General features: G+C 41.0%; 13 protein-coding genes. 3 read left to right on the forward strand and 10 right to left on the reverse strand.

Annotated features, from left to right (window positions below):
* The first annotated feature begins 441 nt into the window (after window positions 1-441).
* Window positions 442-888: a Fur family transcriptional regulator gene (locus V7K55_RS13170; RefSeq protein ID WP_334831913.1), complete on the forward strand. Its 447-nt coding sequence runs from the start codon at window positions 442-444 to the stop codon at window positions 886-888.
* Window positions 889-941: 53 nt separating this feature from the next.
* Here the strand turns inward: V7K55_RS13170 and V7K55_RS13175 are convergent, their stop codons facing one another.
* Window positions 942-3,956, reverse strand: coding sequence for a pentapeptide repeat-containing protein (locus tag V7K55_RS13175; protein ID WP_334831915.1), 3,015 nt, complete (start codon window positions 3,954-3,956; stop codon window positions 942-944).
* 146 nt (window positions 3,957-4,102) lie between these two features.
* On the opposite strand from V7K55_RS13175, the gene V7K55_RS13180 reads away from it, so the two are divergent.
* Complete coding sequence (locus tag V7K55_RS13180) at window positions 4,103-5,902, forward strand: DUF3685 domain-containing protein (RefSeq protein WP_334831917.1); 1,800 nt, start codon at window positions 4,103-4,105, stop codon at window positions 5,900-5,902.
* A gap of 36 nt (window positions 5,903-5,938) precedes the next feature.
* On the forward strand, window positions 5,939-6,649 hold the full coding sequence (locus V7K55_RS13185; protein ID WP_334831919.1) for a diacylglycerol/polyprenol kinase family protein: 711 nt from the start codon (window positions 5,939-5,941) through the stop codon (window positions 6,647-6,649).
* Window positions 6,650-6,664: 15 nt separating this feature from the next.
* Here the strand turns inward: V7K55_RS13185 and V7K55_RS13190 are convergent, their stop codons facing one another.
* The 9 genes from V7K55_RS13190 to V7K55_RS13230 all read right to left on the reverse strand — a co-directional run bounded on the left by V7K55_RS13190 (window position 6,665) and on the right by V7K55_RS13230 (window position 15,777).
* Window positions 6,665-8,119, reverse strand: coding sequence for a dihydrolipoyl dehydrogenase family protein (locus tag V7K55_RS13190; RefSeq protein ID WP_334831921.1), 1,455 nt, complete (start codon window positions 8,117-8,119; stop codon window positions 6,665-6,667).
* A gap of 64 nt (window positions 8,120-8,183) precedes the next feature.
* Complete coding sequence (gene cobD / locus V7K55_RS13195) at window positions 8,184-9,242, reverse strand: threonine-phosphate decarboxylase CobD (RefSeq protein ID WP_334831923.1); 1,059 nt, start codon at window positions 9,240-9,242, stop codon at window positions 8,184-8,186.
* Window positions 9,243-9,268: 26 nt separating this feature from the next.
* Window positions 9,269-9,553, reverse strand: a complete 285-nt coding sequence (locus V7K55_RS13200; RefSeq protein WP_334831925.1) for an HU family DNA-binding protein — start codon at window positions 9,551-9,553, stop codon at window positions 9,269-9,271.
* 593 nt (window positions 9,554-10,146) lie between these two features.
* On the reverse strand, window positions 10,147-11,115 hold the full coding sequence (locus V7K55_RS13205) for a hypothetical protein (protein WP_334831927.1): 969 nt from the start codon (window positions 11,113-11,115) through the stop codon (window positions 10,147-10,149).
* 3 nt (window positions 11,116-11,118) lie between these two features.
* Window positions 11,119-12,249, reverse strand: a complete 1,131-nt coding sequence (locus V7K55_RS13210) for an AAA family ATPase (RefSeq protein ID WP_334831928.1) — start codon at window positions 12,247-12,249, stop codon at window positions 11,119-11,121.
* Complete coding sequence (locus tag V7K55_RS13215) at window positions 12,246-12,833, reverse strand: hypothetical protein (RefSeq protein WP_334831930.1); 588 nt, start codon at window positions 12,831-12,833, stop codon at window positions 12,246-12,248. Before V7K55_RS13215 ends, V7K55_RS13210 begins: the two co-directional genes overlap by 4 nt.
* A 153-nt stretch (window positions 12,834-12,986) precedes the next feature.
* Window positions 12,987-13,400 (reverse strand): DUF262 domain-containing protein, encoded by a 414-nt coding sequence (locus tag V7K55_RS13220; protein ID WP_334831932.1) that lies wholly within the window; start codon window positions 13,398-13,400, stop codon window positions 12,987-12,989.
* Between the two features lie 222 nt (window positions 13,401-13,622).
* Complete coding sequence (locus tag V7K55_RS13225) at window positions 13,623-14,360, reverse strand: Uma2 family endonuclease (protein ID WP_334831934.1); 738 nt, start codon at window positions 14,358-14,360, stop codon at window positions 13,623-13,625.
* A 130-nt stretch (window positions 14,361-14,490) separates the two neighbouring features.
* On the reverse strand, window positions 14,491-15,777 hold the full coding sequence (locus tag V7K55_RS13230; RefSeq protein ID WP_334832006.1) for a homoserine dehydrogenase: 1,287 nt from the start codon (window positions 15,775-15,777) through the stop codon (window positions 14,491-14,493).
* Between the last annotated feature and the right edge of the window lie 26 nt (window positions 15,778-15,803).

Consider the following 15,803-nt stretch of genomic DNA (forward strand, 5'->3'; position numbering starts at 1 on the left):
CAACATTACATCACCAGGTGTAGAGGCACGGCACTGCCGTGCCTCTACGGGTGTACTCACGGACATCAAATTTTTATTCAGTTAAATGTTACTTTCGTCATTGCGATAAATACTCACATTTAACTAAGCAATTACTACACAATTTGCACAGCATACCATTAACATCAGCCTAGTTGGGAAAGGCAACAGCTGCCCCAAGGTGGACATTTACAGCAATTTTAAGTTAAAGTAGTAATGAGTTTGTTTTAGATTAAGGTCTGACAAAATAGCCATCAACAAGCAAAAAATAGAGCATTATTTATCGCCACCTGTTACTTCCCCAACATCACAAGCCAAAATACAAGTACAGGTAGAACAATGGTGTGCAATATTATTGCATATATTAAATAAACAATAAAAATTGAAGTGGGAAAATTCCCTCAACAGTTAACAAGCTGTAATATGCAAAAACAAACAATTTCTACAAAACCAATTCGTTCTCTAGAAGATGCGCTAGATAGGTGTCAAATCCTGGGTATGCGTGTCAGTCGTCAACGTCGCTTTATTCTGGAATTACTTTGGCAAGCAAATGAACATCTTTCTGCTAGAGAGATTTACGATCGCTTAAACCAAGAAGGTAAAGAGATCGGCCATACCTCTGTTTATCAAAATCTAGAAGCATTATCCAGTCAAGGCATCATTGAATGTATTGAACGCTGTGATGGACGTTTGTACGGCAATATCAGTGACTCTCACAGTCATATTAACTGTGTGGATACAAATCAAATTCTTGATGTTCATGTGGAACTTCCAGAAGATTTGATCCGCAAAATTGAAGAAGAAACAGGAGTGCGGATTACTGAATACAGTATTAACTTTTTTGGCTACCGTCAGCCGCAAGAAGGCTAGGGATTGGGGATTGGGGATTGGGGGAGTAGGGGTAAATAAGCAATGCCTAATTACTAATATGTACTACTCTCATCAATGGAGTCATTGCCAAAAACTGTTTTATCTTCGACATCTTCATCATATAAACCTACTGGTAAAATTGTACCTTCGGAGCTTTCGATTACTCCGATCGCAGGGAGTTTGGGCCAATTCTTATCTGTGTTTGGTGCAATTTTGACAGTGTTTAAAAAGGGTTGGTGCGCTCGCAAATTTTTCAGTCTTTGAAATGACTCTTTGGAGAACAAAGCACCATTATCAGCAGCTAATTTTTTGTCAGCCTCAGTCAGGATGGCATCAAATAAACAGGCGTTGGTGAGATTCGCTGAATTAAGATTTGTCCCCATCAGGTTTGTCTGTTGGAGGTTTGCGCCTGTAAAGTTAGCCTGTTGGAGGTTTGCGCCTGTAAGGTTAGCTTGTTGAAGGTTTGCGCCTGTAAGGTTAGCTTGTTGCAAATTGGCTCCAGCAAAATTTGTCCCGATTAACTCCGCATTGGATAAGTTTGTCTGCTCAAGATTTACCCCAGTTAACATCACTTGCAACAAAGAGGTTCCCGATAAATTGAGTCCAGCTAGAGACTTGATTCGGGTTGCAAAGGCACTTTTGTGCAAAACGGTTGTCCTCGCAATTAGCACACTCAAAGCCTCTGGATTGAATTCTGTTAAATTGAGTGGATTGCCACAAGGGCAAAAAGGGATTTTTGTTTCTCGGTAACAAGCACAAAGCAATAAAAACACATTTAATCCTACCGCCGCATTCACCTGCTCAACATTTACCGGGTTTTGCAGTGCGTGGAAATGAGTCAAAGCCTTGTGAACTATCCCTTCATCCAACCAACAGCCTTGACAGTAAGCACGCCAGAAAGACAAAAGCCGTTGGAACAAAACTTCAAAAGAAAACTTGTGCTTTTGCTCCCGCCGCAAAATTGCGATCGCCAGTTCTTCAATTTCCTGGCTAAGGATGCCATAACCCAGTAAATTATAAATATGCTGGGCAACATTACTGGGAGAATCAAGCACAAAAGTGAGCGAACCATAAGCCTCACTTTGGTACTGAGTCAATAATTTCAACTCAGCAGTCACAGCCTTAGCACAAAGAAATTCTCCTAGCTTAATATGGGAAAACTCAATTAAATTGGTTTTTTCTGAGCTTTCTAAATTCTGAATCTTAAAATAAAACCCTGGTAGACGATTAAATTCACCAGCCAAATTAATCTGATGACGTTGAGAGTGTAAAATTTTCAAAGCGATCGCTTGCATCTGATCAAGTAAATCTTGGGGATGACGATTAGCCAGTAAATTAGCGATCGCTTCTGGAGTTCGGTGGATATGAGCCGAACCTGAACGCAGCAGCATCGTCTTCATCTCACCAATTAGCGGATAGCCCAATAACCATCGACTCAGGCGATGGTAAATTTCCGACAGAGAAGACTTTGGGGTATTAGCAGCTAATTGCAACACTTCATCATCTAGCAGTCCATCTCGGTGTAAAATGCCCAATAAATGCAGCATCAGGGGTTGACGGACAAGGGGAGATAATTCTGTAAACCTTGATTGGCTGGCAAATAAGCCTGACTGTTTTAAGAATGTAAAGAAATTTTGAGCGATCGCCAACGATTGTACTTTTGCCCACTGCTGAAACCATTGTTTGAATTCGTCCACATCCAACGATTGAATGATAATTCGCTTCAATGGTAGAGGTATCTCTGGGGCAATTTCCTGTAATGTTGTTGACCGACTCGTTAACACAATTTTGTGTCTATGCTGAGATTTAAAGTTCAGTAATTGCTGAATAAAAATTGCTTTGGTTCTTATACCATGAGCAGAAGGGGGCAATTCATCCAAACCATCCAGTAGCAAAAGACAAGGCGGATTTTGTTGCTCTAACCAAGTTGAAAGATTAACATCAAAAGCAGAATTTAGGGTTTCGGTGAAAGTTTTGCCATAAGTTACATCCCGTAACCTAATTACTATAGGCATCCAAATAGGGTAAAATTCTTGTGCTATCTGTGCTGCCCAGAGTTGGCAAAAACTGGTTTTTCCATAACCAGGTTCCGACTCAATCATCGCGATCGTTTCTAAATCAGCTAGCTGTTGCTGCGCCCATGTCTTTAAATCAACCGGCTTAACAGCTTTTTTTTCCCGATCGGAAATACTTTCCTCTATTGGTAAGCCTTTTTGTGGCACATAGATATCCTTGAGAGAAAAGGATTCTATAAGCAACGGCATACTGAGATTTTTAATCAAACTTGCACGGTAGTGTTCTCGATGCAAATCAATTTTCTCACCGACTAGAGAACCAACTTCTGGAGCGTTCAAACTGGGAGATAATGAAATCCCCAAACGGAAAAACTTTTGCAGTTGGGCTAAAGGGGCAGCATTTTCGGTAACGACTACCAGTATGTCACCAGGAAGAGAGTTGACCAAACGCTGTGTTAAAAGTTTAGCTTCATGTTCCTCTGCACCATTGGCAACTAACCAAGCGATGACAGCATGATTTATTTGTTGTACCAGTAATGAATCTGCAACCAGAGATAGGGCTTGTTCCGCCTGAGTATCAGTTAGTTTACCTGGCGTGAGAGTTTTTAGTAATCCTTGCAGTTGCGAATCTTGGAGGGCGAGTTTACCCACATCCTCTTTAAGTATTTGGGCTTGGATTGGTATACTTGCCCGATCTAGCCACGGTTTTTGCAGGCTTACTTCTTGCTTTAGAATTGTTTGCAAAGCTTGGAGATAGGCAATTTGAAACGCTAGCCATGTGCCTTCGTTACGTTTTAACGGTTTTTTTTGGCTGAGACTACGCAACAGGTTTTCTGTCAACTGGGAAATGACACTGATTTCTTCCCAAACAATCCCTAAAGGCAGTTCTAAAACTTCTACCAAGGTACAGATATCAAAAGGCATAAGGCTTTTGACTTCCATATCCTGAACAATCCGGTAGGCAATACCTGCCAATTGGCCTGCCGAAAACTCTCTGATTTGATTGATTGCGATATAGCGTTCTGCCAACCAGTGCCGAATACTCAAGTTCATTTAATTACACAGTGATGGCTGTCTATGGCAATTACGATGGATTTATCAGTTTGTGAAAACAGGTAACAATGAGGGAGACAAAGTTTTGTTTGTATCAAAGCTGTTTTCTGATTAGTAAAAAACAGTGCTTGTGTAATTGATGGACTATGAGCGATCGCCATTTAAAATTATTGTTATTCGACCAAGACCCGATTTTTCGTCTGGGATTACGGGTAGCTCTGGAAGCAATTCCTAACCTGGAAGTAACAGGAGTAGTAGAAACTGACACCACTGCCTTGCAAATTTTAGCAGAAATTGCCCAAGAAGACCCTAAACAAGTAAATTTGCTGGTTTTAGAATTCGGTAATGGCCGCTCCACCACCAGCCAGCAGCTAGGTTTACAATTCTGTCGGCAACTCAAAGCCTTATATCCCAACCTGCCAATTTTGCTCCTAAGTTCTGTGCAAGAACAAGGACTGCTATTAGCTGCCAAATCTATTGGTGTAAATGGCTACTGCGCCAAAGGGACACCACTACCTGAATTAGTCGCTGCCATGCAAGAAGTTGCAGATGGTGGTGACTATTGGTTTCGGGACACAGAAGCGATGGCTTTGCCAACGCCAAGGGCGAACGCAATTCCTAACTCCTCACTCCCTAGTAGAGACGCGATTAATCGTGTCTCTCCCTACTCCGTACTACCTTTTTCTAGACTGCGAAATAATTTACGTTTGTCAGGAATTACTTACATTGAGGCTACTCTAGCCGCAGTCACAGCACAATTACAAGTTCCCGGATTACCAGTGCTAGATCGAGCAATTCTAGCTGGACAGAGGCGAGAACTCCTAGCGGCTCGTTGGTTGTTAAATCGGTTGTTAGTTTCATCCCAAGAAAGGCAAGAGGAACATATTCCGGTTGCTGATCAGCCACCGCTCACACCTTTATTGAGTAGTGCCATTGAGCAAAGGCAAACTGTTTCACCTTTACTTAGTCCAGGAACACTACAATCTGCCTTGTTTACATCTTGTGTTACTAAACTTCAATTTCCTTTAAGAAATGTCACAGATGTCCCTTTAGAAATTGACATCTTCCGTGAAGATAAAAAACGAGAATTACTTTATCTTATTCTGCAAAAATTGGCTGAACAGTTGGATGAATTGCGTGCATCTCAAATCCAGTTAAGTCAATTAAATGAGGTAAAAAATGCCTTAATAGGCGATTTATGGCAAGCCGCAATTACAGATTTTTTTGGTAAGTTTTCTCGGATAAAATTAGGAAATAAAAACATAGAAATTGTTAATTTATTACTCCAAAATTCCGAGGTTGTGCAAAGAGATATTCTCAATAAAATTCCGTTATTTTGCGAGTTGTATTCTTATCTACTATTTCAAACGGAATTGAACATTGATAATACCTCCTATCCAGTAGTGAGTGCTGAAGCCAAATCCCAAACATTAATGATTTTAGAGAACTTGTTAATTCAGGTAGCCAATGGGGTAGTTCAACCACTACTAAATTATTTAGCAGATGTAGAAGAGATTAAAGAAAACTTTTATGGTCGGCAATTAATTTCTACAAGAGAAATTGAACGGTTCCGAAACGATTTATCATGGAAATATCGGTTGAGCAATTATATAAACGAACCAAAAGCAGTTTTTGAAAGTCGTTATGAGCTATTTGTAATTGCGCCTCGTGGCATTGCCAGTACTTCAGTTTATGCTCCTCGAAATCAGGAGTTAGGAAAACTGTCTAATATTCCTTTAGTAGTGACATTGCTTCTAGAATTTAGTGATGCGATCGCACCGCGCTTAAAATCACTATTATCTTTTTTAGGTAGCGGTATAGTCTTCATCCTCACCCAAATAATCGGTCGGGGTTTAGGTTTAATCGGTCGTGGTATCCTTCAAGGCATTGGTAGCGTTTCGTTACTAGAAAAGAACCTAAGACGAAATAGCGATCGCACTAAGTGAATAAGCAAGGGAATAAGTAATATTGATAATTAACCAATGACAAACAATGATTTTATCGGGCTAGCAATTTCTTATATTTACGCGACTAGTCTGCTTGTGATTGGCGAGGGACTGCGTAGGCTGTTTGACGTAAAGCCGGATTTGACCCGTAAGGTGATTCATATTGGTGCAGGGATGTGGGTTTTCGGTGTCTTGCTGCTGTTTCACCACTGGGAAATCGGAATTATACCCTTTGCGACCTTTATCGGACTTAACTACCTGTTCTACCGCTACCGAATTATCGGCGCAATGGATACTGAGGAAAGCTCACCCGGTACAGTTTATTTTGCTATCTCAGTGACACTACTTTTCGGGCTACTATGGCGACCAGACGGGCCATTAGATAGTGCCCCAATCGCTGTAGCTGGGATAATGACAATGACTTGGGGTGATGCATTGGCAGCATTAATCGGTAGACGGTTCGGACAGCATAAATATCAAGTGGGAAATTCTGTGCGTTCCTGGGAAGGTTCGGCAGCAATGTTTGTAGCGAGTGCAGTGGCGATTTTCTTAGTGCTGTTGCTACTACCTGGTTCGTCGCTGAGTCCTCTGGCAAAAACTTTTAGTTTGGGATGGGTTTTGTTAACTACGGTAATAACTGCGACTTTTGCCACCCTAGCAGAGGCAGTCTCACCCCACGGCACAGATAACCTCAGCGTGCCTCTAGTCGCTGCGGGTGTAGTTTGGATTGTCATGCAAGGATTTTAACTCCTAACTCCCCCCTCACAAATTCCAATTGCGGCGGAAATGAAAGAAGCCTTCTAAAAATTCTTGCAAAGCAATATTGCTATTTAACTTTTGCTTACTCCACTCTCTTGCGGCTTGTTCCAGAATTTCAGAGAAACTGGGATAGACAGGAGATAGATTTGCTAAATCTTTGACTTTAATTTTTTGTGACATTGCTAAGGCAATCAAATTAATCAATTCTCCAGCTTCTGCGTTCAATATCGAAGCTCCCAAAATTTCACCGTTGCGTAGCACAATCAATTTACATATACCAGTGGTTTCGTCCCGAAGTTGGGCTGCTGCAACTGTTTTAAAATATTGACGCAAAACTAAAACTTCATCTCGACCAAATAGGCGTTTTGCTTGTGCCTCTGTCAAACCCACTTGCGCCACCATCGGCACAGAAAACATTGCCCAAGGAATGGAGCCATAATTTACTCGTAACCTGGGGAAAAAGAGTGCATTGTTCAGGGCAATTTTTGCTTCATAATTAGCGATATTGGCACAGTCGTAACCACCAATTACATCACCACAGGCGTAAATGCGGTGGTTAGTAGTTTGTAGTTTATCATTCACTACTAAACTCCGCCGATGCCATTTCACGCCTACTGTTGCCAAATTTAGGGATTCAAGATTCGGTTGTTGTCCAGTCGCCACTAAAATTTCATCAGTTTCAATGGCTTTGTCTCCTGCTTGAATCCATTTTTTATTCTCAATCAGCTTCACCTGAGTCACTGTTTTATCGGTGAGGACGCGCACACCTTCGACTTCCAACTGCGCCTGAAGCAAGATGGCTATTTCAGGGTCGATATTGGGTAGAAGATATGGATACTTGACCACCAGTGTCACACTACAACCAAACCGCGCTAAAGTTTGAGCGATTTCAATGCTTTGGGGAATCCCGCCGATAATAACCCAACTTTTGGGTAGTGTCGCTTCCTTTAGGGATTGCCAAATATTAGAAAGGGTTAGATAGCCAGTAGTTTGCAATCCTTCAATCTCTGGAATTTCTGGACGCGAACCACTAGCTAGCAAATAAGTACGGGCGCGTAGTCGGCGATTATTAACGGTAAAAGCAAGTTGGGGTGAAGATTGAAATTGACCGCTACCAACAATAATATCAACTCCCTGCGCGGCTAATATGGCGGGAGAATGCTGTTCTTTGAGATTTGAGGCGATGCATTGAGCATATAGCATCGCTTCTTGCCATGCCATAAATATGTGGCATTCTTCTGAGGTATCAGTATGTGTGGCATGAATACCAAAACTAGCGGCATCATTCAACCTTTGTGCCAGTTTACCGATTTCGGTAAGAGCATGGTAATGAGTAAACCTGTAGTCTACTTTAGGTTCCACCAGGGCGACTGTAGCACGTAGTTGGGTGGCAGCAAGGGCAGCGTAGTATCCAGCAAGACTGCCGCCAATAATTACAACATCATAGTCAATTGTCATTTATCAATTGTCATTTGTCATGGCTGAGAATGGAGAATGAAAGTTACCTCATCTCCCATACTCCCTATTCCTCACTCAGCGCTGTTAGTAAGCGTTGGTTATCGGACTCTTCACGTACAGCAACCCGGAAAAAACGATCGCCTAGTTCTTTAAAGCTAAGGCAATCACGGATTAAAATCTGGTGATGCTGGAGTAATTTTTGCTGTAACTGCGAAGTAGACTTCTGGGACTCAACCAGTAAAAAGTTAGCAGCACTTACTTGGGGTTGGAATCCTGGGATTTTAGCCAAACCCTGAAAGAGTTGGTTTCGTGCAGGTGGTAGCCATGCCCAGGTTTGCTGCTGAAACTCCGTATCTTGGAGTGCCGCAATTGCCGCTGCCGCCGCTAGGGTGTTTACGGGCCAGGGGTCACGCCATAGCTGCCATTTAGCTAGGTAGTCAGGGTGGGCGATCGCATATCCTAATCGCAGTCCGGGGAGACTGTAAAATTTGGTTAGCGATCGCAATATTACTAAATTTGCATATTCCTGCACCAGTGGAATCAGGCTTTGTTCCTCATGAGGCGGTACAAAATCCATAAATGCTTCATCCACCACAACCAAAGCAAATTGCTCCAGGTAGGGCAAAATAGAGTCCCGTGAGAATATTTTTCCGGTTGGGTTGTGGGGATTATTCAACAATAGCCCTTTGTTATTTGTTCTTTGTCCTTTGTCCTTGGTTAATGACCAATGACCAGTGATAAATGACAAAGGACACTCCAGCACATTAGCGTTATACCCTGCCAAGGTTCGGTAATAGTCGCCAAAGGCTGGAGTGATTAAAATTGTCGCGGCTAATTGAGCTAATTCTCTACCCACCAAAGTAAGCAATTCTGCGGAGCCGTTACCCGGCAGAATCCACTCAGGAGGTAGTTGATGGAAGTGACTGAGAGCTAGTCTCAGTTCACTATAGTTTGGGTCTGGATAGTGCTTAAGATTACCAAATTGGGACAGTATAGCAGCGATCGCGCTGTTTGGAGGCCCCAACGGGCTGATGCTAGCAGAAAAATCCAGAATAGCATCAGGGGGACAGCCAGCCAGTGCTGCTGCCCAGGCTAAATTTCCCCCATGTGCAGGTTGCCGCATTAAAAAAAAGTTCCCGAAGACAGAATCTATACTTTTGGGGGTGCTACCTTTTCTCTAAACAGTTTTCCTGCGGAGAAGGCAGGAACCCTCGTAGCGGGAATTTCCATTTTTTCATTTGTTTTCGGGTTGCGACCTTCGCGGGCTTTACGTTCCCGTGATTCAAATGAGCCAAATCCCACTAATGTTACTTTATCACCAGAGGAAACCGCTTCAATAATGGTTTCCAAAGCGGCAGTTAAGACTTGATCCGCTTGTTTCTTGGTAACACCAGCCTTTTCAGCTACGGCATCAACTAATTCACCTTTGTTCATGTCAAACTCCTGAAGGTTTACTTGAGATTCTTTACGGATGCACCCTGGTACATCCGTACTGAAATCTTGGTTCGTGGGAATAAAAAATCATCCTTTGGGAGTACTTTTACTCAAAACGGCTGTACATCCCATCGGCTCGACTTTTCAATGAATCATTCTAAGGTGTTGTAGCCTGATGTGGATAGATGAAACCATTAATTTATATAGATTTCAGGATTTTTTTTCATTTTAGGGTAGTTGTTTCACTAAAAACCACGTCTACAGTAAGAAAAAATACCTATTGAAACTACGTAGGGGCAGCCCACCGGAGGCATTGCGAGGAGAACAGGGGAGGAGGTAGAGGCAGGAGGGAGAGATATAATTTATGTATACTAACCCTCCTCTGTCACTTCCCAGTAGGGCGATCGCTATAAGCCTTATGAGGCAATCAATACAAGCTATACTATTGAAAAAAAATGAGTCTTGTATTTGTTATTAGATAAAGAATCGCGCGTAGGCGTAGCCCGTAGTAGACATCGCTTGCTATACAAAAGCTCTAGAATTCAGAAATGGCAAAAGTTTTCGGAGAGTGACAGAAGAGGGTTAATTAAAGATTATGTGCGATATTTCACTGTAGGAAGATGGCGACCAATATAGCCAATAATCACTATTCCCGGTTGTTCTGCAAAAAAATGGATTCGCCAGTTGCAAAACCTCAATTTAACATGTCGTTCAAATAGGCGCTCTCTACCATCAGGAGAACAAAAAGTTCTTTCTTTAAAATATTTACCAAGCGTTGGTTTACTTTCGCCCGATTCCTCAATAGAATACCCGTCGAGATTGAAATAGGCATTATTCCAGTTTTTACAGCATTTGTGAAGCTCAAATAATATGTTCACAACAGGCTGTAATTCCAACTGTCCAGCACGGATATCTTCTAACTGCTTTCTAACAGCATCACAGAATTCTAGGTTAGGAAACAATTCCTCCCTGCGATTCCAAACTTCTAACCCATCGCTAACATTTTGATAAATGCGTTCTTGGTTTTGTTGAATCAGACTAGCGTGTTTTTGTACATGGCTGCTACGGCTAGCATGGATAATTTCTACAACTTCACTAATTATCTCTCCATCCTCATCTAAGTATCGGAATTCAAGTTTTACACGGTTACAATCCCAGCATTCCTGAGAAAGTAAGCTGATTGCGATCGTATTAAGTACATAAGCAATACCAAGCCCAATAGCCATTTCTCCTTGATGACGAAATTCAGACAAGCTAGCATTATTTTCAATATTCTGGATTTCGGAATTTACAATATCAGTTGAGAAAGGTGCTTTAGTTGCAAGAGTTTTGATAAAAAGTCGTTCAACTTGCTCTGCATCATTAAGCCAATGACGAAGAGGATAGTTAGGTGCAAGTATTGTTGTATGAAAATCTTCTTTAGTGCGGAGGCTTACTTTTACCCCTTGAGCTTTAACTGCTTTTATGGTCTTAATTAGCTCAGACATTCTTTGCTGTGCTACTTGTTCATTCGGAGCCGGATTTCGCAGAGATAACTCATTTAATATTAAGTCAAAATCCACCTTTTACTCTCCCGCAGGCTCAAGTAAAACATCTAAACTTTTTTCCCATTCATCAAAGAAACCATCAGGCCATTTATCAATTCTTCCATTGCGATCAATATATGGAGATACTACTTCTGTAACAGTTTGTCCTTCTTTTTCTTGTCGCTGAAAATAATGTAACTGAACATCATAGGGCTTAATTTTTCCTTTATGAACAGCAAGACGAATACCATTTAAAACATGATCACTATGAGTTTCTATTACTATTTGAATTCCACAACTAGCTGCAAGCGATAATAATTCACCCATCTTGACTTGCCCTTTAGGATGTAGATGTGCCTCTGGATTTTCAATTATAATTAGTGTACCCGGAGAAGATGATAAAACTGCTACGATAATCGGTAATGTGTAACTAATTCCAAATCCGACATTAGTAGTACGATAGGGGTTACTATCCCCATAAAAATATTGTAAACTCATCAAACCTATATCTGAATTAGAGTTAATTTTAATCCTTGTACCAGGACTAACTTCTCTCATCCATCCTTCAACCTGGCTGCTAAGAGCGTTAGATTTTGCCATCGGATGTCTTAGTTTACTTTGAAGAACATCTTTATCTTGATTAATTGCTAAAAAATGTGCAGTATATTCACCCTTACTACCTAACTGTCCTAGTCGTCGTGCTTGATAATCTGACATATCATAAGATGTTCGTGGCCCGAGACGTTCAGCCTGTAAATAGTGAAATCTTCTATTGAAAGGACTTAATTTATAGACATTCTCAATTGGTAATTTAGATTCTAAATTATTTAAAACATCTGCACCTGTCTTAATTTGGTCATAGCTAAAACGCCAAATCCCTTTTTTTCTATCATTCCAAATAATCTCAAAACCAAGATAATCCTCTTTGGCTCTTTCACAAAATGCATCTTGAGCAGTACCAATGCGTACCAGTTCACCATTCAATGCTAAACCGATATTTGGCAATAATTCTTGTTGATAAGATTGACGCAGCAAAAGTAGGGATTGTAAGACAGAAGATTTTCCCGTACTATTTAGACCAGAAAGTAAAGTTAGTGGCTTAAATTCGATTAACTGATTTTCAAAGGCTTTGTAATTGGTCAATTTCAGAGAATTAATGAAATTAATCATAATAATACTTCTTGGATAATTTTCTCTACTGTTTCAAATCTATGCTCAATTTTATTTTTTACTTGAGAGATTGATACTAGAAAGTCCGCATCGTTATCTACATATCTAACAAAAGTATCTATTAGCTTTTGTTTTCTATCTTTTAAAATTTGAATGTTTTCTATATTTAGTCTTCCAAGATTTACAGACCAAACTTCAAACAAAGATTTATTAAGGGGGAACTTTCTTTTGTTTTTATTAGAAATTTTGCGGAAAGCGTTATTATTAAAAATATCAAAAGCTGCAATCAGCGCTTTCTTAAAAGTTTCTTCTATTTTTGTTATCTCCTCATTGGAAAGACTATTTATTTTCGATAAAGCTTTACTGAGGAAAGAATCTCTAGTTTCCTCTTGATATTCTTTGTAAGAAATTAGATAAAAAGCAAGAAATCCTAGTACAAACTCCCTATCATCCATTCTCTTTTTCTTTGAGTCACTGAGATTAACAACACATTTGAACTCTGAGAAAGAAGCTAGTTTTGCCACCAATTTTATAGCTTTTCCAGGATTCAAAGCATGGCGCAGTTCTTGATTGGAAAGAGGCACACCTCCCGTATTAATACGTTTAAATATATTATATTTGACTTCTAAAGGCGTACCTTTTTCAATTAAATATACTGTGACTTGAGTTTCTAAAATACGACGTTGATATCTCCTTTCTAATTCATCATAGTATTTGTTATTTAAGTCTTTTAAATATTATAATCCAACTAATTTAAGCCTATTATCACTTTTATCAATTACAAATTGCTTTAAGGCAGACAATCTTTGTAATCCATCTACAACTACCCATTTATCTTCATCTGTCTCTTCGTTTGTAGCATCAATATAAAAAGCAGGTAATGGGATTCTAATCAAAATGGATTCAATTAATTTACTTTTTGCTTCTAAAGTCCATATATTAGCTTGTCGTTGAAAATCAGGTGCTAAATCAAGGGCTTCTTCGTCAATTCTTCTGAGTAATTGCTCAATAGTTGGCTCCCTTGTAGCAATATTTATTTTTTCTGGATCGTATTGAAAAGTTACTTTTTCATATTGCTCTTCATCATTTTCTTCTTCATCTAAAATTTCTTCATTAGCTAATTCTGCATTATAATTATTCAAATTTACCACGGCGCTTACTCCTTATTATTAACACTCATTAATTCAGTTATTGCTGATATTTAGTGCTATTACATCAGCAAGTGGGGCTGTTTGACTGGCGTACTTAAATCCTACTCTCTCCACAAATTATAAAGGCGCAAAAATTCGCGTCTCTACGTACCTAGTCTATTACTTGTTTAACTTCCCCAGCTAAATCGAGAATTGGCGCGATCGCACCCTTAAACCAAATACTTAAACCTCTGGTTCAACACCGAGCGATCGCAATTGAGCAGTTAAGCGATCGGCTCTTTGGCATTCTAATTCTGCCCTTTGGCTTTCCTGCTCCGCTCTTTCCTCACCACTCAACAACAAATTACCTTGCAAATCCCACCAGCGCAGCCAAGGTAATTCTGCATTCTGATAAATTCCTTGCCAAATACCTAATTCAACTCCCAAAGGCGCAATGGGATAATGTCCCCGTTCATTTGCTGGTAAAAGTTGATATTGGCTTTCAATAATGTGGTACATTTCCACACTGGCTTTATTCACTTCATAAATGCCATAGAAAGCCGGATGAATCACTTGCTCATAAATCCAAAATTTGCCCTTCCAAGGAGTTTTATCTCGCTCTTCACTACCATCCCCGGAGACAAATTCCAATACAATTAAAGGAGCAATGTGTTCTTGCCAAAGCACATAAGACCGGCGCATTTGCCCATTGAGTGTAGGCGGCACATTCGGGACATAGAACCAATCGGGAGCTTCTGCACCTCGTTCTGGCGGGTCAGTAATGCGCCAGTAGATGCCACTATCTTGACCTATGCAATATTGCCCGTCAGGATGACGTTTTTGCAATACTGGTTTAATGGCCTCTGTTATTAAAATGCTTTGGGGATGTTCCTGGAAGTTTTTCACGAAGGTGCCATCAGACTCTGGAAGTTGAGTGTGGTCTGGAAGTGTAGTACTAGTAGCTGGATTCGTTGCAGTCATAAGGCTACCCTCGCGTTCAACGCGCCAGTTTGTTATTTAGTCTACCAAAGGTAAGCACAAACAGAAATTTGAAAAAAACTAAGTATTCTAGTCTGCGGTAACACCTAATAGCGATCGCTAAACGATAATCTCAAAGTACACGCAGTAAACTAGGAATGCTTTCAATCGATTCAAAATCCCGAATTTCTGCCAAAGCTTGCCGGAAATTACCTTCCCGCACATCATGGGTAACAACCACAATCTCTGCAAGTTCTCCTTGAAAGCCAGTTTGGACAATTGACTCTAAGCTAACGCCATAGTTACCAAAGCAAGTTCCCAATTTACCAATAACTCCAGGTTGATCGTTCGTGAGGAAACGGGCATAAAACCGAGTTATCAATTCTGCCATCGGTGCAATTTGACAGTATTCTTGATGTCCACAAGCTATTAAAGGATTTGCAACTGCTGTATTGGTTTTGAGGACAGCAACTAAATTCAAGATATCTGATGTCACAGCACTGGCGGTTGCACCAGCACCAGCACCGGGGCCAAAAAACATCACTTGCCCTATGGGTTCTCCTTCCACAAGGATGGCATTATAAACGCCGTTGATGCTAGCCAAAGGGTGGGCTTGAGGCACTAAAGTCGGATGAACTCTAACAGAAAGTGGGGATGAGGGAGTATCACGTTTAGCGATCGCTAACAGTTTAATCACAAATCCCAATTTTTCGGCGTAGACAATATCTGTTTTGCTGACTTGCCGAATCCCCTCAGTATAAACATCTTGTAGGTTGATGCGTCCACCAAAGCTTAATGATGCGAGGATGGCGATTTTATCGGCTGCGTCTAAGCCATCAACATCAGCTGTAGGGTCAGCTTCAGCATAACCCAAGCGCTGGGCATCAGCTAAGACATCGTTGAAGTTGCTGCCTTCTGTTTGCATCCGCGTCAGGATGTAATTAGTTGTACCGTTCACGATGCCTGTGACAGTGTGAATCCGGTTAACACTTAAAGACTGCTTTAGGGGTTGAATCACCGGAATCCCACCACCCACAGCAGCTTCTAGCATGACGTACACGCCGGCTTGATTGGCAGTTGTGAAAATTTCTGCCCCAAAGCGGGCGATCGCTGCTTTATTGGCGGTAACTACGTGCTTACCATTACTCAAAGCTTTGAGAATTAGCGATCGCGCCGGCTCTAATCCGCCCATCACCTCGACAACTATATCTACCGCCGGATCGTTGACAATTGCTTCTAAATCTGTGGTTAATACATCCGTAGATAATTCTACTGCACGGGGTTTATCGAGCGATCGGACTCCCACCCGATAGATTTCTATCTCTTGCAACAACGGGTGACGACCAACCCTATCTTGCAACAACTGCACTGTTCCCGTTCCCACGGTGCCTAGTCCCAGTATTCCTAGTTTCACACCCACAATTTCTGCACCCAATTTCACGAACA

It is taken from the genome of Nostoc sp., assembly GCF_036919895.1.
Taxonomy (GTDB): domain Bacteria; phylum Cyanobacteriota; class Cyanobacteriia; order Cyanobacteriales; family Nostocaceae; genus Nostoc.